This is a genomic window from Petrotoga mexicana DSM 14811 (assembly GCF_002895565.1).
GTDB lineage: Bacteria > Thermotogota > Thermotogae > Petrotogales > Petrotogaceae > Petrotoga > Petrotoga mexicana.
On sequence record NZ_AZRN01000010.1, the window covers coordinates 74513 to 95147 of the forward strand.

15 protein-coding genes, 1 tRNA gene and 1 pseudogene are annotated in these 20635 nt (G+C 34.9%); 10 read left to right on the forward strand and 7 right to left on the reverse strand.

Annotated features, from left to right (window positions below; all coding sequences use genetic code 11):
• Nucleotides 1–162: 162 nt before the first annotated feature.
• The 3 genes from rpmE to X927_RS03085 form a co-directional block, all read right to left on the reverse strand.
• Nucleotides 163–378, reverse strand: coding sequence for a 50S ribosomal protein L31 (gene rpmE / locus X927_RS03075; protein WP_103076638.1), 216 nt, complete (start codon nt 376–378; stop codon nt 163–165).
• Between the two features lie 83 nt (nt 379–461).
• Complete coding sequence (locus X927_RS03080) at nt 462–893, reverse strand: hypothetical protein (RefSeq protein ID WP_103076639.1); 432 nt, start codon at nt 891–893, stop codon at nt 462–464.
• Between the two features lie 107 nt (nt 894–1000).
• Nucleotides 1001–3907, reverse strand: a complete 2907-nt coding sequence (locus X927_RS03085) for a PolC-type DNA polymerase III (protein ID WP_103076640.1) — start codon at nt 3905–3907, stop codon at nt 1001–1003.
• 727 nt (nt 3908–4634) lie between these two features.
• Between X927_RS03085 and X927_RS03090 the strand changes: the two genes are divergently transcribed.
• The 4 genes from X927_RS03090 to X927_RS03105 all read left to right on the forward strand — a co-directional run bounded on the left by X927_RS03090 (nt 4635) and on the right by X927_RS03105 (nt 9664).
• Nucleotides 4635–7067, forward strand: coding sequence for a glycosyltransferase (locus X927_RS03090; RefSeq protein ID WP_103076641.1), 2433 nt, complete (start codon nt 4635–4637; stop codon nt 7065–7067).
• Between the two features lie 144 nt (nt 7068–7211).
• Nucleotides 7212–8702, forward strand: coding sequence for an NTP transferase domain-containing protein (locus X927_RS03095; protein WP_281255672.1), 1491 nt, complete (start codon nt 7212–7214; stop codon nt 8700–8702).
• Nucleotides 8699–9295, forward strand: a complete 597-nt coding sequence (locus X927_RS03100; RefSeq protein WP_103076642.1) for an SIS domain-containing protein — start codon at nt 8699–8701, stop codon at nt 9293–9295. The genes X927_RS03095 and X927_RS03100 overlap by 4 nt, the downstream gene beginning before the upstream one ends.
• Nucleotides 9296–9664 carry a hypothetical protein gene (locus tag X927_RS03105; RefSeq protein ID WP_103076643.1) on the forward strand — a complete coding sequence of 123 codons (369 nt, stop codon included), beginning with the start codon at nt 9296–9298 and terminating at the stop codon, nt 9662–9664. It abuts the gene before it with no gap.
• A 497-nt stretch (nt 9665–10161) separates the two neighbouring features.
• Here X927_RS03105 and X927_RS03115 read toward each other — a convergent pair whose 3' ends face one another.
• The 3 genes and pseudogenes from X927_RS03115 to X927_RS03125 all read right to left on the reverse strand — a co-directional run.
• Nucleotides 10162–10608: a PIN domain-containing protein gene (locus tag X927_RS03115; RefSeq protein ID WP_103076645.1), complete on the reverse strand. Its 447-nt coding sequence runs from the start codon at nt 10606–10608 to the stop codon at nt 10162–10164.
• A 235-nt stretch (nt 10609–10843) separates the two neighbouring features.
• Nucleotides 10844–11656, reverse strand: coding sequence for a flagellin N-terminal helical domain-containing protein (locus X927_RS03120; protein WP_103076646.1), 813 nt, complete (start codon nt 11654–11656; stop codon nt 10844–10846).
• 139 nt (nt 11657–11795) lie between these two features.
• Nucleotides 11796–12536: pseudogene (locus tag X927_RS03125) on the reverse strand (flagellin N-terminal helical domain-containing protein); the annotation flags it as partial.
• Here X927_RS03125 and X927_RS10365 point away from each other — a divergent pair.
• From X927_RS10365 to gdhA, 6 genes are all read left to right on the forward strand, one after another.
• Nucleotides 12427–12768 carry a hypothetical protein gene (locus X927_RS10365; protein ID WP_146026568.1) on the forward strand — a complete coding sequence of 114 codons (342 nt, stop codon included), beginning with the start codon at nt 12427–12429 and terminating at the stop codon, nt 12766–12768. The pseudogene X927_RS03125 and the gene X927_RS10365 sit on opposite strands and share 110 nt — an antisense overlap.
• 94 nt (nt 12769–12862) lie before the next feature.
• Nucleotides 12863–13096 carry a class I SAM-dependent methyltransferase gene (locus X927_RS03130; protein WP_169925109.1) on the forward strand — a complete coding sequence of 78 codons (234 nt, stop codon included), beginning with the start codon at nt 12863–12865 and terminating at the stop codon, nt 13094–13096.
• Between the two features lie 450 nt (nt 13097–13546).
• A complete protein-coding gene (locus X927_RS10370) occupies nt 13547–14716 on the forward strand; it encodes a flagellin N-terminal helical domain-containing protein (RefSeq protein WP_103076660.1) in 1170 nt (389 codons plus the stop codon).
• Between the two features lie 330 nt (nt 14717–15046).
• Nucleotides 15047–17674, forward strand: coding sequence for a glycosyltransferase (locus X927_RS03140; protein ID WP_103076649.1), 2628 nt, complete (start codon nt 15047–15049; stop codon nt 17672–17674).
• Between the two features lie 58 nt (nt 17675–17732).
• Nucleotides 17733–17807 (forward strand) — tRNA-Val (locus X927_RS03145).
• A 366-nt stretch (nt 17808–18173) separates the two neighbouring features.
• Nucleotides 18174–19538: an NADP-specific glutamate dehydrogenase gene (gdhA, locus tag X927_RS03150; protein ID WP_103076650.1), complete on the forward strand. Its 1365-nt coding sequence runs from the start codon at nt 18174–18176 to the stop codon at nt 19536–19538.
• Between the two features lie 25 nt (nt 19539–19563).
• Here the strand turns inward: gdhA and X927_RS03155 are convergent, their stop codons facing one another.
• A complete protein-coding gene (locus tag X927_RS03155) occupies nt 19564–20427 on the reverse strand; it encodes a deoxyribonuclease IV (RefSeq protein ID WP_103076651.1) in 864 nt (287 codons plus the stop codon).
• Nucleotides 20428–20635 lie beyond the last annotated feature (208 nt).

Consider the following 20635-nt stretch of genomic DNA (forward strand, 5'->3'; position numbering starts at 1 on the left):
GTCCGGGCGTTGGTTTTCACCTCCGAGATTTTTGTTGTGTTTCCAGATGGATATTGGTAAAAATTTACCAATAGCAAGGACCAACTGGATAACGCTTTTCATCTCTTAATACTTTTATTCCTTAACTCTAATAAATCCCCCCCAACAAGAAAATTAGAGATTTTAGTTTTCAAGAAAATCTTTGTATTTGTTCTTAAACTTCTGAACTCTACCTTCTGTATCCAATATTTGTGAACCTAATTCTCCTTTGTAGAAAGGATGACATTCAGAGCAAACATCTAATCTGAAATTGTCAACAGTTGAATACATAGTATGTTCGGCACCGCAGGCGCATTTTACGGTTATAAGCTTCATTTCTGGATGAATACCCTGTTTCACATCTAACACTCCTTAATCTATATTTCTTGTCAACTTATTATATCATAATCTGATAATTATGTCAATTGAATAGGGGCTGTATATTAAAAACTATAAACTAAACCTAATCCTCCACTTAAATCAAAGTTTGTTTCAGGGGCAAAGCTAAAACCTGGTGCAATTTCTAAAAATGTGATCAATGGAGTTTCAGGAATAGCATAATTCAATGCCAACGGGAAACGTATTCCTAAATTTAAATCGTCGTCTTTTACACCAAGATGAATACCTCCACCATAGCTAAAATCAATATCACCAAAAAGATTTGGAGAAACACCATTAAAATCTGCCTGTATGGTGAAATTATCGTTGGTAAAAGACCATGCAGCAGTGATGCCGGCGAAACTTGTTGAACTAGTATAACTCCGTATATACAAACCCGTTGGTTCACCAACTTTTACACCTAACCCTAAGGGAGCCGAAAAAACAACCGCAGTTAAAACCATTAAAGCGAATAAAGAAACCACTATCTTTTTCATACCGATCCCTCCTAATGTTTGATTTTTTACGAGAATGCAAAAATGTAACATAAATATAATATCATAACTTTATTAAATTTGTATTAATTTCTATATATGCGATAATATTAGTTTGAAAGGAGAGTTTTTTCTGTGGACCCTGCCCTTTCCTTTAGAATCCGTTGGGCATTCTTGCTACCAATATTTCTCACTTTGGTCAGAGGTATCCTCAAATATTCCCCTTCAATTTTAAAAACCTTTGCCTCACTCTTGTAAAGATCCGGTCTTAAAAAACCAAAACCTCTCTTTCTCATCTCGTAGGCGGTCTTAAGTGTGGAATAAAAGTTGGACTCTTCGTAATTATGTTGGAATTCGTTTTTTGAAAGTTTTTTAATCGTCTGAACCGTCAATTCTTCGTCCATTATAATATCAATATCAAAAAACCTCGTTCTGATTGTGAAATAAACGCTGTAAAACTCAAGAGGATGATAAAGTTTGTAAAACGCTATCTTGTACGCCAATATCATGTAGGCAACCGCATGGGCCTTTGGGAATAGATAATGAATCTTCTTCAAAGAATCAAGGTACCATTCGGGAGCTTCTGAATCATCTATCGCCTTAAGTTCTTTCTCTGTAAGCTCTTTCCCCTTTCTCACTTTTTCCATAATCATAAAGGCCGTTTTTGGTTCCACTCCAAAATACTCAAGCGTTGTCAAAATATCGTCTCTGCAGCTAACGATCTGATCGATACCTGCCACATTCTTCAAAACTATCTCGCGGGCGTTATTGAACCAAATATCCGTCCCGTGTGCAAGTGAATTCGTCCTACACAGATCATAAAAAGTTTTGGGCTTTGTTTCGGTGAGCATCTTGTGGGAAAAAGGTGTCCAAACTTCCGGTACACCCAACGTTCCAATCTCCGTACCTATCTCTGAAAGATCCACTCCCAACTCCTTTGTAGAAGAGAAAAGTGAGAGAACCCGCTCATCGTGCATCGAAATATCGTTGTAATCGTAACCGGTTAAATCCTTAAGCATTTTTAAAAATGTTGGCCCATCGTGAGACAACACATCTATTTTCAACAAATCATTTTCTAAAGCCTTAAAATCATAATGTGTCGTAACGATACCAATCTCAGGAGAATTTGCAGAATACTGGTAAGGAGTGAAATCGTGAACATCGTACTCTTGAGGAATTATTATCATAGCTGATGGATGTTGACCTGTATTCAACTTTGTCCCTTTTATTTTTTGAGAAACCCAGAAAAGATGTGCAAAATTCATATCTTCATCCTTGAAATAATTGAACGCCATCTTCAAAGCGTTGTACCTTGAGATGGTACTTATCGTACCTGCCTTGTAACAATAGTTCCTACCAAATTTCTCTTCCAAGAACCTTTGTATATTATTGAAAATCTCAGCCGAAAAATTCACGTCTATATCTGGGATCTTCTCACCAGAATACCCCATAAAAACCTCAAACCTTATATTATGCCCATCGGAGTTCAAAATCGCACCACAATTTGGGCATGACTTCTCTTTTAAATCAAAACCACTCAAGTTCAAATCCTCACTGAACTCTATAAACCCACAACTCTCACAAAAATAATGTGGTGGCAAAGGATTAACCTCAGTTATCCCCAAAAGAAAAGCCACAAGCGAAGAACCAACTGACCCCCTCGAACCGATCGGATAGCCCATCTCTAAAGACTTCTTGACCATATCGGCTGAGATCAAAAATATCACAGCATACCCGTTATCTATTATACTTTTCAATTCCTTCTCTATCCTATCTATAATTATACGGTGCAACTTTTCTCCATACTTCTTTTTTGCGTTGTTATAAACGATATCTCTCAAATTTTGGTCGGCAGAAGGGATAATAGGCGCCTTCAATTTAAAGTCAAAAGGAGCAAACTCCTCTACCTCACCAGCGATTTTATTTGGATTTTTCACAACGATTTCCTTTGCAATGCCGTGCTTTTTAAAGATCTCAAATGCTTCATCATACATCTGAGAAGTGCTTCTAAAATAATTAACACTTCGCGTAATTTTTCTTGGTTTACTTTTTGTAGAGATACCAACGATCATAGCGTTTAAATACTCTCGATCTTCTTTTCTCAAATAATGAACATCACCGGACATAACAACAGGCTTTTTGAAAGCTTTTGCAATCTCATACACTGTTTTAGAATAATCGATAATCTTACCCTTCTCCAAACACAAATCGTTATAACAATCCATCGGGAAAAGCTCTATATAATCAAAAAAAGTTACCCTTTCCTTTAAATCGTCAGTAGAATACTTATTCAGAAAGTCGTAAAGCAAAAATCCATCAAGTGAAGAACCCAAAAGTAGCCCTTTTCTTAAATTCTTCAAATCTGAAAGTGAAATTATCGCACTTTTGTTCACAACGTTCATATGTGAAATCGATACTATTTTATAAAGATTCTTCAACCCCTCTTTATTCTTAACCAGCACATTCACGTGTTTTATGATTCCTCTTCTCTCATCGTGCACATTCAGCTCACAACCAAAAATTGCTTTTACACCCTTCTTCTTAGCATACTCATAGAAATAAGGAATCATCTGCACATTCTCGTTATCCGTGATAGCAACCGCCTTTTGCCCAAACGAAGAAACAGCATCCACCAACTCCTCTATATCCAATATGGACAACTTTGAGCTCATCTTTGAATGCACATGAAGTTCAACCCTCTTTTCTACCGAAAGATCATGCCAAGATAATGGAACAGCAACTTTTATTGTGTCTACCTTCAAACAATAACTCCCCATTTCACTATCGTACTCTAATACCCCTTCAAATCTAAACCACTCATCTTTCCCTAACCTCGTTCGGGGTGTTTTCCCGCTTTCTGACTTACACAAAAAAGAATAGCTATAATCGGTAACAAACAAATAATAAAAATCCTTTGCCTCATCAACATAAAAAATTTTACCTTTTATACTAATCTCCTTATTAAAAAACTCCTCTTCCCGCCCTTTAATATCCGAAAGATTATTAAAAAAATACATAAAACTTCCTCCTTAGGCATACGTATATATAACATTATACACAATTTTACCTAAAAAGTCAACAGTGAGCTGCAGTGGGCGGGGAGCGAGGTAAAAAGCTCCTTCACTTCATCCTTATGGGCGGGCTGCAGGGAGAAGTCCTACATTTTCATTCCTAATGGGTGGGGGAGCAGGGTGAAAGGGAAAGCCTTTTGCTCATCCTTAGAGGGTGGGCAGCAGAGCGAAGCCCTACATTTTTTCTTCCTAATGGGGGAGTGGGGTGAAGGAAAAGCTTTTTATGCTTCCTTAAGGGTGGGCTGCGGGGCGAAGGGGCGCAAACCTAGATAGAATAATTATTTTAGAAACTTCGTAATTTTCAAAGGGTTGCGGGTGTACTAAAAATTAAAAGCAACAGTTTTTAGCAAAAAATTTTAAGTGAAAATATCACTTCCCAAAAAATATGCTAAAAACTTCCCCATTCCAGACGATAAAAAATAGGATTAACAATTACTTAAAAAGAAATATTAATAAACCACAAAAATACCATCATCCTCATGGGTGGGTTACAGGGCGAAGCCCTCCGTTACAAGGGTCGAAGGGGCCCTAGGCCTTTTCCTTAAAAAGGATGGGTTGCGAGATGAAAGGGGCCCAGAGCCCTTTCCTTAGAGGGTGGGCTGCGGGGCGAAGGGGCGCTAACACAAGTTTTAGAACTTCTAAAGACAAACTTCAAAGGCTAAGGAGGATATCCATGTACGAAGAAATCATTGAATTGATAAACAAAGGAGAAATAAACAAAGCTCAAGAACAAATAGAAAAAATATCCGATGATGACCCGAAAAAATACAACTTAAAAGGACTAATACACTTCAATAAAAAAGAACTCGAAAAAGCCAAAGAAGAATTTGAAAAAGGTTTAACAATAAATCCTATTGACTCAGACCTATTATTCAATTATGGATATCTACTAAAAGAAATGAACCAAGAAAGCCAAGCATGGAGATACCTCATGAGGATACACGACAAAGACTGGGCAACCTATGACCTCTTAGGAGACATAGAATTCAAAAACAGAAGCAAATTAGCATCTTTAAGATTTTACCTAAAAGCAGCTCAACAGACTGATAACCCACAAATGAAAAAGAAGTTCTTAGAAATAAGAAACAAGATAAAAAAGGACACAAAGATAGCCTTCCTTTGCTTACCTGGCTTAGACAACTTCCTAAAAGACATAGTAGAAACCTTCTCACTTGGATACGATGTCAAACTCGTAGTATCAACAGACGCAAACGAAATAACAGAAGCGATAAAATGGGCGGACATAGTCTGGCTTGAATGGGCAAATGAGTTAGCAATATTTGCAACAAACAAAGTCCCTGAAATAGAAAATAAAAAAGTTATTTGTAGATTACACAGATACGAAGCCTTTACACAATTCCCTGAAAAAATAAATTGGAGAAATATCGATCGATTGATATTTGTTGCAAATTCTATGAAACTAACATTTCACCAATTACATCTTAACATTGATCTTCAATCGTGCAAAGAAGAAATTGTTTACAACGGGGTTGACTTAGACAAATTCAAATTCTCTATACACAAACCAGGATACAATTTAGCAGTGTTAGCTCACATAAATTATAGGAAAAATCCAGAAACATGGATTCAAATAATAGGTAAATTAAAAGATGTAGATAACAGATACAAATTACATGTAGGTGGAGATTTTCAAGATTCATTGTACAAAGAATACTTTGAATACATAAAAAAAGAAATGAAAATGGAAGACAATTTCATTCTACATGGCTGGATAAGCGAAGTAGAAAAATTTTTAGAAGACAAAAACTACATAATATCAACAAGCATACATGAAAGCTTTGGTTACAACATCGCTGAAGCAATGGCAAGGGGAATAAAACCAATAATTCATAATTTTGACGGTGCCAAGACATTATGGCCTAATGAGCTTATATACAACACAATCGATGAAGCAGTAGAAAAAATAACCGAAGAAAATTACGACTCAGAAAGTTACCGTAGGTTTATCGAAGATAATTACACGTTGGAGAAGCAAATATATGAAATTGAAGAGATTCTAAACACAGATGATAAAGATAGAGTAAAAGTTCAAACAATACTTTTGAATGCCAAAGAAAAAGACGATAATCCAAGTGAAATAAAAGCAAACGTTTCAGAAAGAAGTTTACGAGATGAAGAAAAATATGAAAACCAATATATTTTAGAATTTTACATTTATAAAGAACTGGAAAAAATTGAAAAAAAATATAAGGATAGTTATATTTTTCTTTTAAATTCACATATTGGAGATATTTATGCTACCTTTTCCCTACTTAATGCTTTTAAAAGAAAATACAATGCAAATAAGATAACGGTGCTTATAGATAAAAAATTTGAATTTTTGGTTAAAATGTTTCCAGCTATTGATAATTATGTTTTTATTCCAGCAAAATATGATAACTTTATTACTGGTTATTTAGGAACTATAATTGGTACGCGTGGACCTCAGATTGGTAAAATTACGATTGCTCATCCAAAATCTATTTACAGACTCGCGAGAATATATAAGTTGAATTTTTTTGATTTATTTCCACTGCAACTCGGTTTGGATATTAATTCTTCATTTGAACTTTCAACTTTATATAGTTGTACAAATATAAAACTAAAAGAACACCTTGACCAAATGTTCATAGGTAAAAAAATTATTTATTTATTCACTCAGCCTAGGGCAATGAAACTCCCAAAGGAATTTCCTGAATATCTTAAAAAATTGTTAATAATGGCATTAGAGTCGGATTATGAATTTGTTTTTAACGAACTTATTGATGCAAAATTTTTTGAATCATTCATTCCAAAGGATAAAATGAATAAAATCCACTTTTTGCATGTTAACCTGGAAGACATTATATATGTAGCTGAGTACTTCAAAAACGTTGTTGTTTTCAGAAACGGAATTGCAGATTTGCTTACCTCAGCAAAAGTTAAGATGGTAGTTTTTTACCCTGCACATTACTGGATTGGCGCAGGTTATCCAATAAAAATGATTGATTGGTGGTCTTTAAAGAAATTTAAAAAAAGAGGGCAAGTACTAGAAATGGAATTAATTAACCCAGATGATGCTGTATACAAAACGCTAGACTTCTTTGAAAATAAGGATATGGCTTGATTGGGGGTATACTTTTTTGAAGAAATAAGTTAAACTTCCAGAAAATCAACAAAAAACTGACAATTTTTATAAAAATTTGAGGTTTATATTTTTAATTATCAGTTTCAAAAAGTTTTAAAGCGAGGTGATGATACTATTAAATATGTGATAATTCAAGCAGGTGGAAAAGGAACTAGAATGGAGAAATATACGTGGAATAAACCTAAAGCTTTAGTTTCTGTTGATAGTTCGCCAATGATCTTTTATACTTTTAAGGTTTTTAAAAATTCTAATTTTATAATAATAGGTGACTACAAATATGAAGTGCTAAAAGAATATCTGAAAATCTTTAGTGATATCAACTACATTTTGATAAAAACTGGTGAAAAAGGCACTTGTGCTGGTTTAAATACCGCTTTAAAATTTATTCCACAAAATGAGCCTTTAGTATATGTATGGAGTGATTTGGTTTTACCCAAAGATTTTGAACTAAATTTGAACAATAATAAAAATTTAATTGGAATTTCCAAAGATTTTGAATGTAGATGGTCTTATAAAAATGGTGAATTTGTAGAAGAAAAATCTAAAGAATTTGGTGTGGCTGGATTTTTTGTTTTTAACAGCAAAAAAGAAATAGAAGATGTACCGAGTTCAGGCGAATTTGTTAAATATTTAAAATATAAAAATATAGAATTTGACGAAATTCCACTATATGGCACCAAAGAATTTGGAATAAAAGAAGAATATGAAGAATACATTTTTTCAAAAAGAATTTCAAGACCTTTTAATGAAGTAAAAATAGCAAATGATAAAGTTATAAAGATCCCTTTAGATGAAAAAGGGTTCGCTTTGGCCGAGCATGAAAGTAATTGGTATAAATACATATCAACCAAATCATACAGTAATATCCCTAAAGTTTTAAGTCTAGACCCAATAACTTTAGAAAAAGTAGATGGATTGCATCCTTTTGAATTGAATTCATACAAAGACAAAAAAAAGGTACTAGATAAGATTTTAGAAGCATTTGAGAAACTTCATAACTTATCTCATCCAATAAACTCGAATTATTTTAGTTTAGAGAAAGAGTATTATGTTAAAACTTTTGAGCGTATGGATAAGGTGTATAAATTAATACCCTTTGCAACAGAAAAAGAAATTAAGATAAATAACAAATGGTTCTTAAATCCTTTTTATCTAGAAGAAGATATAAAAAATTTAGTTAGAGAATTCTATCCAGAAAAATTTCACCCAATTCATGGAGATCCAACATTTTCAAATATGCTGATTGATAAAAATTTAGATAAAATCTATTTGATAGACCCGAGAGGGTATTTTGGCTTTGATAAAATTTATGGAGACAAAGATTATGATTATGCCAAATTATATTACAGTTTGAAGGGTAATTATGATAAATTTAATCAAAAACATTTTGATCTAAAGATAGAAAATACTGAAGTTTTTTTAGATATAGAGTCTAACGAATATGAACAATTAGAAGAATATTTTTTCGAGAATATTAAACCAGTCAACGAAGACAAAATTAAACTACTTCACGCAATAATTTGGCTATCCTTAACAACATATGCTTGGGATGATTATGATTCTATATGTGGAGCGTTTTATAACGGAACAATTAAATTGGGGGAGGTTATATGAATCACTATCATTTGAAGAAACAATTAATAGCCTTAGAAAAGATAGAAGAGAACATTGATTATGATACTTTGGATACGCTTATTGAAGATATGTTAGTGACAATAAATACCGGCGGAAAAATCATAGCTACTGCATTAGGGAAAAACGTGCCAATCTGTGAAAAGTTTATAGGAACGCTGAATTCTTTAGGTATTAATGGACATTTTTTACACACAAACTCTGCAATACATGGAGATTTAGGTGTCGTGAAGGATAATGATTTGGTAATTATGTTAACAAAAAGCGGAGAAACCTCGGAATCAATATATTTATACGAGCAATTAAAAAAGAGAAAAATAAAATTATGGTTATTAACCTATAATGGAAACAGCACATTAGGCAAGAAAATAGCTAATAAATTAGTTTTGTTTCTTGAACATGAGGGAGATAAGTGGAATCTAGTTCCAAATAATTCAAGTATAGGGTATTTATTGGTATTGCAAGCGGTTGCAATGGAAATTACGGACAGATTGGATATAAAATTGGAAGTATTTAAACAAAATCATCCGGGAGGTTATATAGGTAAAGTTCTTGAAACGAAAAGGAGGGTTTAAATGGTATTAAAATTATCTTCTTTGCCTAAGACATGGATTATTGATTTAGATGGAACAATTTTAAAACACAACGGATATAAAGAGGGAAAAGACGAATTGTTGAAAGGTGTGAAAGAATTTTTTAATATTATTCCTACTGAAGATACCATAATAATCTTGACTTCTAGGGAAACCAAATATACAGATCAGACAATTAATTTCCTTAAGCAGAATAAAATTAGATACGACCATATAATTTTTGATATACCTTATGGAGAAAGAATTTTGATAAATGATAAGAAAGAAACTGGTTTAATAACTGCTTATGCAATTAACAAAGAAAGAAACAGCCCTTTTGATATTAACTTTGAGATCGACGAAGATTTATAAGAAGGATTTCTAATGGCAAAATCAATTAAAAAAATTATTTGATTCTATCACGAAAATATGGGGTAATTAAGCTGGAGTTAAATGGAGTTTACCAAGGTAAATGAAAAAAATCAGAAATTACTTAGCTGCATAAAAAGATTTCTTGTATCCAAATATCTTTAGAAACTCTAAAATTTGTTTTAAGGCCTCTTCACCTTCAGCCTGCACAGGGTGAGAGAAGTTACGTCTGAATTGGAGACGTAGCCAGGGGGAGGGACAAAATTGGCTGCCCACATATCCCATTTGGCGGATAGAGGGGCGCATTATAGCCTCCGCAGCTTTAGAATGCGGCTTTTTTCCTAGCAGCGTTCTTACAGCGTGTCCCCAACCTTAAACCTGTTTTGGTCTACGCTTGAACTGTAATCCTTATCGCTGGTTACGAAATAAAGGTTTTCGCCAACCAGGACATGCTTAAGTAGCGTTTCCCAGTTAATCGCATCTCCTAAAGATCTGTTCTTTCAGGGTGGATTGCCTACTTCCATACGCACACGCGCTTTGGCCATTTGGTCATCGTCTGTAGGAAGTCGTTTTGCTTTTTCAAATAGGTCCTTTATAGTTTTATCGGCCTTCAGCGTGTGCTCCACAACATTTTTCATGATCTTATCCACTGAAGTGGAGCGTTGCTTCTCATATTCTTTCTGGAGTTCTTTTAGTGTTGGATATTCCTCAAAATCTTTACAAAGTTGTGGTAACTCGAGCTTTAGTCGGGATTCCTGTAACTGCTTTAGTGCATCCATTATTTTGTTCTCTCTGTTGCGCTGAAACTCATCTACAATCTGTTCTAGTAAGTATAGCTTTACCTTTTTCTGCTTAAGTAAAACAACAAGTTTATTTAGTTCCTCTAAGTCCTCGCTTGTGAAATGGTAAAAAGACAGAAGAATATTTGTGTCAATAAAAAGATTCATACAGCTCATTCCCTTAATTTGTTACTCTCTGAATCTATCATAACATATCATAAAACTTATGAAGTTTTGGATAGCTGTCGGTCTTCGTTTTGTCATGCAAACTTTTCCACTTCACTTAGCCTTTTATCTGGTTCCTACTACCTGGCCTACAGCGGATTTTCACAGCTTAGCTATTGCGCCCATGCTGGGCGAATAAGAAAAAGGGGCGGTAGCCCCTTTTTCTGTATAAAAACAATTATCTTAACAATTGCAAGACGTTTTGTGGAACCATGTTTGCTTGAGCCAACATTGCATTCGATGATTGCAACAGTATTTGTTGTTTTGTATAGTTCATCATTTCTTTTGCCATGTCTACATCTCTGATTCTTGATTCTGCAGCGGTTAAATTCTCTGAGGAAACTTGCAAGTTGTTTATAGTATGTTCTAATCTGTTCTGATATGCACCGAGTTTGGATCTTTCTGTAGAGACTTCTTCTATTGCAGCGTTTATAGTACTAATAGCGGCATTAGCACTTGCTTGACTTTCAAGGTTTATACTATTTATACCCAAAGCCGATGCATCCATAGTGTTGATAGATAATGTAATGTTTTGACTTATGTTTGCTCCAATGTGGAAATATTTGTCAGAAAAGCTTCCATTTAATAATTTTTGGGTGTCGAATTCGGTGTTGTTTGCAATTCTTGTAATTTCGTCCCTTAATTGTTTTGCTTCATCTTGTAATGCTTCTCTATCTTCTGTAACGTTTGTATCGTTAGCTGCTTGTACTGCTAATTCTCTCATTCTTTGCAAAGTAGCGTGGGTTTCAGTTAATGTTCCTTCCGCTGTTTGTATCAAGGATATAGAATCTTGTGCATTTTTTACAGCCATGTCTAACCCTTTAATCTGTGCCCTCATTTTTTCAGAGATTGACAAACCAGCTGCATCATCAACAGCTCGGTTGATTCTTAAACCTGAAGAAAGTTTTTCAAGGGATTTTCCCATAGCGTTGTTAGCTGATTCCAACTGCCTCCATGCATTTAGAGCGTTTAAGTTATGGTTAATTCTCATTCTACCTTCACCTCCATGTGATTTTGATGTTTACCTTTCCTTTCTGTCGAGTCACCGTATACCGAACGATACGTAAGGTGTGATATAAGAAAACAATCGATAAATTAATTATCTACCTCCTACCCGATTGTGAAAACAATTATCTTAACAATTGCAAGACGTTTTGTGGAACCATGTTTGCTTGAGCCAACATTGCATTCGATGATTGCAATAGTATTTGTTGTTTTGTATAATTCATCATTTCTTTTGCCATGTCTACATCTCTGATTCTTGATTCTGCGGCGGTTAAGTTCTCTGAGGAAACTTGCAGGTTGTTTATAGTGTGTTCTAACCTGTTCTGATATGCACCAAGCTTGGATCTTTCCTCAGAAACAGTCTCTATTGCAGCGTTTATAGTACTAATAGCAGTATTCGCATCGGCTTGAGTAGTAAGAACTATTGCATTAACCTCCAAGGCCGATGCACTCATAGCGCTGATAGATAATGTAATGTTTTGACTTATGTTTGCTCCGATGTGGAAAACTTTGTTAGAAAAATCTCCATTTAATAGTTTCTGGGTGTTGAATTCGGTGTTGTCTGCAATTCTTGTAACTTCTGCAACTAATTGGTCTACTTCATTTTGTAATGCTTTTCTATCTTCTGTAACGTTTGTGTCGTTTGCTGCTCGTACGGCTAATTCTCTCATTCTTTGCAAAATAGCGTGTGTTTCAGTTAATGCTCCTTCCGCTGTTTGTATCAAGGAGATAGAATCTTGAGCATTTTTTACAGCCATGTCTAACCCCCTAATCTGTCCTCTCATTTTCTCAGAGATTGACAAACCAGCTGCATCGTCACCTGCTCTATTGATCCTTAAACCTGAAGAAAGTTTCTCAAGGAATTTTCCTATAGCGTTGTTAGCTCACATAAACTATAGGAAGAATCTAGAAACATGGATTCAAATAATAGGTAAATTAAAAAAGTTAGATAACAAATACAAATTACATGTAGGTGGAGACTTTCAAGACCCATTGTACAAAGAATACTTTGAATACATAAAAAAAGAAATGAAAATGGAAGACAATTTCATCTTACATAGCTGGATAAATGAAGTAGGAAAATTTTTAGAAGACTAAAACCACATAATATCAACAAGCATACATGAAGGCCATCCTTATAACATTATAGAAAGCATGGCAAGAGGAATAAAACCAATAATTTTAAATTATAGTGATTCAAAATATAGCTAGCAAAGGTGCTAAAGTAATAGCGATTGATTTAACAGAGAAATTAATAGAATTTGCGAGAAAAAATTCTTACCACGATAATATAACTTATATAGTAGAAGACGCCACAAATTTAAATTTGATGAAAACATTCGACCTTACAACAAGTATAGATTCGATGGAGCATATTCCAAAAGATAGGATTGAAAGTTTCTTTCAAGTTTTAAAAAAAACATAGTTCTGCTGATACTATGATTTATTTGAATATACCTGATGGAAGAGACCAGGAATTTATGAAAAGCAACTATCCCCAACGTCTTCAGAAAAATTGGAAAATAGTTGTAAAAAGGAAATGTTAAAATTTACCAGGTAATTAAAGCCAATCTTCTTCTTTATTAGTCATGAAATAAGAACAAACTATTTTTACAAAATAGTTCAGATTTTATAAACGATTAGGCAAATTGACGAATAACTCATTATTTATGGAAAATGAGAATGAGGCTTCTGATAGATGCCCTATTAAGGGTAAGAAGACAAGAATAATGATTTTATAGAAAAAAGAGTACTAAAAACACTAAAGTTTTTGGAAAACTGTTCGATAATATGTATGAAAATCCTTAGCGCTAAGGGAAAAACCTTGTCCAAGGAAGGGCAAGAAACAAAAAACTCACATGGAGGTGTATGGATTATGAGGATTAATCACAACATTAGTGCATTGAATGCATGGAGATCGATGGATCAAGTAAACCAATCGATGGGTAAAACACTTGAAAGACTTTCTTCTGGTTTAAGAATCAACAGAGCAGGAGACGATGCAGCGGGCTTAGCAATATCCGAAAAGATGAGAGGTCAAATTAAAGGTTTAGAAACTGCTGTTAAAAATGCACAAGATTCTATATCTTTGATACAAACAGCAGAAGGAGCACTGACAGAAACACACTCTATACTTCAAAGAATGAGAGAATTATCGGTTCAAGCTGCATCAGATACCAACACAGATGTTGATAGAAATCAAATACAGTTAGAATTAGATCAACTAAGAGAAGAGATCGATAGGATTTCAAGAACCACAGAGTTCAACACAATGAAATTGCTTGATGGTAAGATTGAATCATTCAGAGGTAGTGAAGATATTAAAGTTGTTACGGGAGGAAACATCAATGTTGACGTTAGTGCCGTATCAGGTGCTACTGTAGTGGAAGGTACTTACGTTATAGAAGTCGGACAATTAGAAGATGCTTCGACTTCGACTTTGGATGTTAGAATAACGCAAATAGAAAGTGAGGGAATAGTAACTACAAAGGTGGTCTCCTTGAATTCGGGAGTAGCAACAATTGGTGGTATTTCTTTCACATGGGTTTCCACAACTTTTAATATCGGTGATTTTGGAGAATCTTTACCTTTAAATGAAATTGTAGACAGTGCCGTTGTTAGAGTTGAAGGAACTAACACCGCTGCTGATCAGCTTGTTTTCCAAATAGGGGCGAATGAAGGTCACAACATCGTACTTGGAATAGACGATATGAGTGCTGCAGCTCTTGGACTCACAGATAAGTCACTTAAAGCAACCGACCAAAATAGCGCTGAAAGATCAATAATGGTTGTGGACGCTGCAATTCACAAAGTAAGTACAGCAAGGGCATCACTTGGTGCTGTTCAGAATAGATTGGAACATACTATATCCAACTTGGGTGTAGCATCGGAGAACTTAACCGCAGCAGAAAGCAGAATCAGAGACGCAGATATGGCAAAAGAGATGATGGACTTTACAAAGCAACAGATACTCTTGCAAGCATCGAATGCAATGTTGGCACAAGCGAATACAATTCCACAAAATGTGTTGCAGTTGTTGCGATAAAAGGAAATTTAGAGAGGGGGTCCGATGGGCCCTCTTTTTATTTTCTTTTATCTATTCCCGCCCGCCGCCCCTTATGGAATTTTTTCTTTGATTGGAGTGGCTTTAAGGATTTTTCGATTAGAGTTGTTTTGAGGAATTTGTAAGCAATAAATTGCTGATTATCTGTTTTTATCTATTCCCACCCGCTGCCCCCTAAGGAATTTTATTTTTATTGAACGCGCACCACCCCTTTAGGAAGATTTTCTATGATTAGAGAAAGCCCTTTAAGGAATTAAATGGTTTGAACAAGAATGATATAATAGATGTAGCTTTTTGATAGGAGGAAAGCGTATGAGTGATGATAATGAAAAATTGTTGTCCGTTGCTATGATCGTTAAGAACGAAGAGGCTAATATTAGACGCGCCTTAGAGGCTATTAAAGATGTGGCAGATGAGATAATCGTTGTTGATACGGGTTCTACGGATAGAACACCTGAAATAGTTAAAGAGTATACCGATAAGTTATACTTTCATGAGTGGCAGAATGATTTTTCTGAGGCTCGGAATTATTCTTTGAAATTTCCAACCTGTGAGTGGGTTATGAGATACGATGCGGATGAAGAGGCTTCAGAATTGTTTAAAAAAAACATAAGAGAGTTTCTTAAAAAACTGCCAAAAGATGTGAATACTGTCTATCTACCCATTATTAGTTATATGGATATGGACTACACAAGAACTGAAGTTGCATCGATACCAATAATTTTTAGAAATGGTACCGTTGAATATAAAAATGTTGTACATAATCAAGCTATATATAAACCAAAGGTCGTTCGAGGTAATTTTCCGATTCTTCACTACGGTTACATCTGGACGAGGGCTTTGAAGAGAAAGAAGTATGAAAGAACAGGTACTTTAATAAGAGAGCAATTAAAGGAAGCAAAACATCCTATTGAGAGGTTGTATTATTTAGTTCAGTTGTACAAAACAGAGTCTATCGGGGGGTATACGTATAAGAAGAACCAAGTCGCTTGGGAGACATTGGCAGAGATAAGAAGAGTGGGGAGAGTTCCTGCCATAGGACTTGAGTTTTTGTATTTGTTTGGGTTGGACTGTGTATTTGGGGGTTTGAAAGATCTTGGAAAGGAGTTACTGCAAAAGTGTATAGATGCTACTCCTCAGTATCCTGATCCTTACTTTGGTATGATGGCATTGTGCGAAAGATCAACGGATTGGGATGAGCTAATCAAGTGGGGAGAAAAGTTTTTTAAAGTCTTAGATGAAGCTATGAAGAATGTAGAGAATTTTGATTGGACTATTATGTCTTTCAAGCAAGTGCCTTTGGCACATATTTTGATGGCTCGTGCGATGTTGAAAAGAAAAGATTTTGAAGGGTTCAACGAACATATTTCCCTTGCATTTAGTGAAGATGAGAACATTACTATCGATAAAAAGAATTTGTATGTTTTGCTAAATGATTTAAAAGAGGGTGTTGAAAGTAAAGAAGAGTGGGGAAAAGTATTACCTGGGTTTAAAGTTATGGTTGAAGGTGTAGAAAAATCAGGGATTGTTATTTATTATGATAGCGTCGTTGAAAAAATTGCTGAATTAGAAGTTGAAGTCGATGAAGATTTGTTAGATAAATTATCTTGTAGAAATGAACTTTCAAAATACATAATAAAGAAGATGAAAACATCAGAAGACCAACTTTTAGATTTTATCACTAAAGATGATTATCTCAATTTTGTAGAAAAAAACGGTATACCTGGACTTTTGCTTTTTTATTCAGTTTTGCAAAAAACAAAAGATAATCTTGATACGTTGAAGACCCTTTCTAGTTTAAGAAAGATTGAAAACGAAAAGATTCAAGGAGTTTTATACGCCTTATTAGGGGATTGTTATCTGAGGTTGAAAAGGTTCAATGAAGCTCTAAGTCAGTATAAAAAGTCTTTAGAAATACTTCCTGATCTTTCACAGTTTATTAAGCCTATAATTGAGGATTTGAGCACGAAGTTAGACCCCGAGATGGACGGGGTCTACGAAGAGATGTATGCCCATTTTGCTTCAGGGAAAGAGTTTATTTTCGATATTATGGGGTACGTAGGGCAAGAGAACGCGCAAAAACTTTATCTTATTTCTGATGCTTCATTGGCTTTGTACGTTTCAGGGATATCTTTTATTCAAAAAGATCCACAAAAGGCTGAGACGTTGTTGAAAAAAATAGAAAATATCGACGAATTTCCTTTTTATTATTATAGGCTTGCTAAGATATACGAAAAAAAAGATGTTAAAAAAGCCTTTGATTTACATATAAAGGCTGTAGAAGAGAATAACAAACTTGCTGATTTGGCACTTGGTAGATACAGTTATTCTGGCCTTTATCCAAATACTCAGATTAGTTTTATGAAAAACAACGATGAAATCATTTGGGTAGGGAATATTTCTGAAAAATTTTCCACGCTTGGCATTATTCATCCCATTAGGAGTTGGAAGAAATCAGATACTTTTATGTACGCTTGCCCTTATCCTTCTGATGAGGCTTTAAGGATTTACGAAGAGCGTGAGAAAGAGACTTACAAGTCTGTTCCTTTGGAGATCAAAAAGGAAGTTATTTTAAAGGGATTAATTGATAGTGGTTTTAAAGATGTTAAGGTTCTTGGAGTAGATAAAGAGAAGTATGAAAGTGTTTTTCAAGATTTGAGTATTTCTGTGAAGGATAATTCTAACAATCTTTTAATTGTAGGAGAGTTTGAGAAAAGTTATGATGTGTCTGATATTCTAAAGAAGGCAAAAAAGGTTTTAGCCTTTGTGTATGTTCCTGATTTAAAGGATAGAGAGAATGTAGTTTGGTTTATTCCAAAGTTTAGGGTGCTTAGAACGACGAGTCAGTTGATTTCGTTATTTGAGAAAGAAGGGTTTAAGGTTTCAAAAGTTGAGGCTATCGATGGAAATTTGAGATGTATTCAAGCTTATAAAGAGTAATTTTTACTTTCATTGACAAGTTTTGAAATATATTGTATAATAATTTAGAAGAGTTTTGGGGCGCTTAGCTCAGTGGGAGAGCGTCTGCTTCACGCGCAGAAGGTCGTAGGTTCAAACCCTACAGCGCCCACCATCTTTTTTGTACTTCTTTAAGTTTTTTCAGCTTTCCGCATACCTCCAGGTACTCACTCAAGAATCTAAGAAAGATAAATTTTTTATTAAAAAAATATAAATATTTTTTTAATTCGCTTTCTTCAGTAATAATCCATCATCAAAAAATACCATAAATACCTAATTTTAAGCATTTTCAACAAAAAATTTTAAAATTTTGCGAATTTGCAAGTTTTGTGTATAATCGAAAAAAGTGAGTAAATATATTCATTACCATTTATTAGCAATAATGAAATATATTTCAATGAATTGTTTATTATGAAAATAATTTCTTGTTGTTTGTTCTTTCTTAAGTATACCGGGGAAAGCAAAAAAGGAGGAGGTAACCATGCGAGACTCTATTGAATTAACCCAAGAAAATTATGTTGACAGCATAATTGAAAGGGTAGTTGTTATGAATCCTGGAGAAACTGAGTTTCACCAGGCGGTACGTGAGGTGCTTGAAAGTATCAAACCGGTTGTTGAACTGTATCCTGAATTTGAAGAAAACGGGATTTTAGAAAGGTTAACTGAGCCTGAAAGGCAGATTATCTTTCGTGTTCCATGGCTAGATGATCAAGGGAACGTTCATGTTAATAGGGGATACAGAATAGAATTTAACTCTGCATTAGGGCCTTATAAAGGGGGATTGCGTTTTCATCCCACCGTATACCCTGGAATCATGAAGTTTCTTGCATTTGAACAAACTTTCAAAAATGCTTTAACTGGAAGGCCTATAGGTGGAGCAAAAGGTGGTAGTGACTTCGATCCAAAGGGGAAGTCAGATTCCGAAGTTATGAGATTTTGTCAAAGTTTTATGACTGAACTATATAGACATATAGGGGCACAAACGGATATTCCAGCAGGAGATATAGGTGTTGGGAACAGAGAAATAGGGTATCTCTTTGGTCAATACAAAAGAATTACCAACCGTTTTGAAGCTGGCACCCTAACAGGAAAAGGTGTAGATTGGGGTGGAAGTTTAGCCAGAACAGAAGCAACAGGTTATGGATTGGTTTATTTTGTTGAAGAAATGCTAAAAGATATTGGTGAAACATTTGAAGGCAAGAAGGTAGTAGTTTCTGGATCTGGAAACGTGGCTATTTACACTGCTCAAAAAGTTGTAGAACTCGGTGGAAAGGTTATAGCCCTTAGTGATTCAGATGGAATGGTATACGATCCAGAAGGAATAGATTTAAATTCTGTAATTGAGATAAAAGAAAAAAGAAGGGGAAGAATAGTTGAGTATCTCAAAACTCATCCTTCGGCAGAGTATAACGATAACAGTAAAAATATTTGGAAAATTGAATGTGATATTGCCTTCCCATGTGCCACTCAAAACGAAATTGATATAGAAGAAGCAAAAACACTTGTGAATAACGGTGTTTTAGCGGTTGCAGAAGGTGCTAATATGCCGTGCACTCCAGAAGCTATTGAATGTTTCCAAAAAAATAACGTTATGTTTGCCCCAGCTAAAGCTGCCAACGCTGGAGGTGTTGCTACCTCTGCCTTAGAAATGACTCAAAATAGTATGTGGGAGTCTTGGAGTTTTGAAGAGGTAGATAAAAAACTACGAGAGATAATGAAGAACATCTACAGTAGTATAAAGACGACAGCTGAAGAGTACAAGAAAGATGGAGACCTTGTTTTTGGGGCTAATGTGACGGCTTTTCTAAAGGTAGCAAGAGCAATGATGGATCAAGGGATTGTTTAAAAATACCCCCAGATGGGGGTATTTTTTAAAGCTTTCCTAATTCTTTGAAGATCTCTTTTACTACTTTTATGTCTTGGCTATGCTCTGGATCATCTCCTGGGGTTTCAAGTATCAGAGGTAGCTTAGATATTTCATCGAAAGAGAGGAAGGTTTTAAATCCTTCTTTTCCTATGTATCCTTTGCCTATAAATTCGTGTCTGTCTTTAGCAGCGCCTACGTCATATTTTGAGTCGTTTAGATGGATCATTTTTAGTTTATTTAAGCCGATGTATTTGTCAATTTCGTCTAAGAGTCTTTGTACCTCTTCTTTTTTTCTTATGTCATAGTTAGAATCGAATCCATGGCAGGTATCGTAAGTTATGCCTAATCTTTCTTTCCATGGTGAATTGTTTATTATTCTTCCCAGTTGTTCCGTGGAGTATCCTATGTTTGAACCTTTTTGTGCAACGTTTTCGAGCAAGATAGTTACTTTTGTATTTTGAACTTCTTTGAAGATGGTATCTAACCCTTCTAATATTTTGCTTATGCCGAATTCTTCTCCTTCACCTAAATGGCTTCCTGGATGGAAGTTGTAATGGTGTATTCCTAATTGGTCTGTGGCTTTTATTTCTTCTATCATTGCATTTATGGATTTTTCTCTGATGTCGTCTTTTGGAGAGGCGAGGTTTATTAAGTAGCTTGAATGAACTAAGACGTCTTCAAAATTTATGTTGAATTCGGTCATTGCGTTTTTGAAGCCTTCTACATCGCTTTCTTTTGGTGGGTTTACTTTCCAAACCCGTGGTGAACTTGTGAAGATTTGGAAGGTGTTGCCTCCTATGTTTGCTGTGTCAGGAGGGACTTTTTTGAAGCCTTTTGAGATTTTCATATGTGCGCCGATTTTTATCATTTTTTTCACTCCTAGTCTTTTGATATGCGGCCCTTTCCCTCGCACCCCACCCATTTAAGGAAGGACCTGAGGTCCTTTATAACCAACAAGGGGAGAGGGCTCCGCCCTGTACCCTTTTTAAAAGTAATATCTTATTTTTGAAAGATGAACTTATTTGTAAGCTAAGCTTACTCTTTATTAATTAGCGCCCTTCCACCCCGCTCCCCAC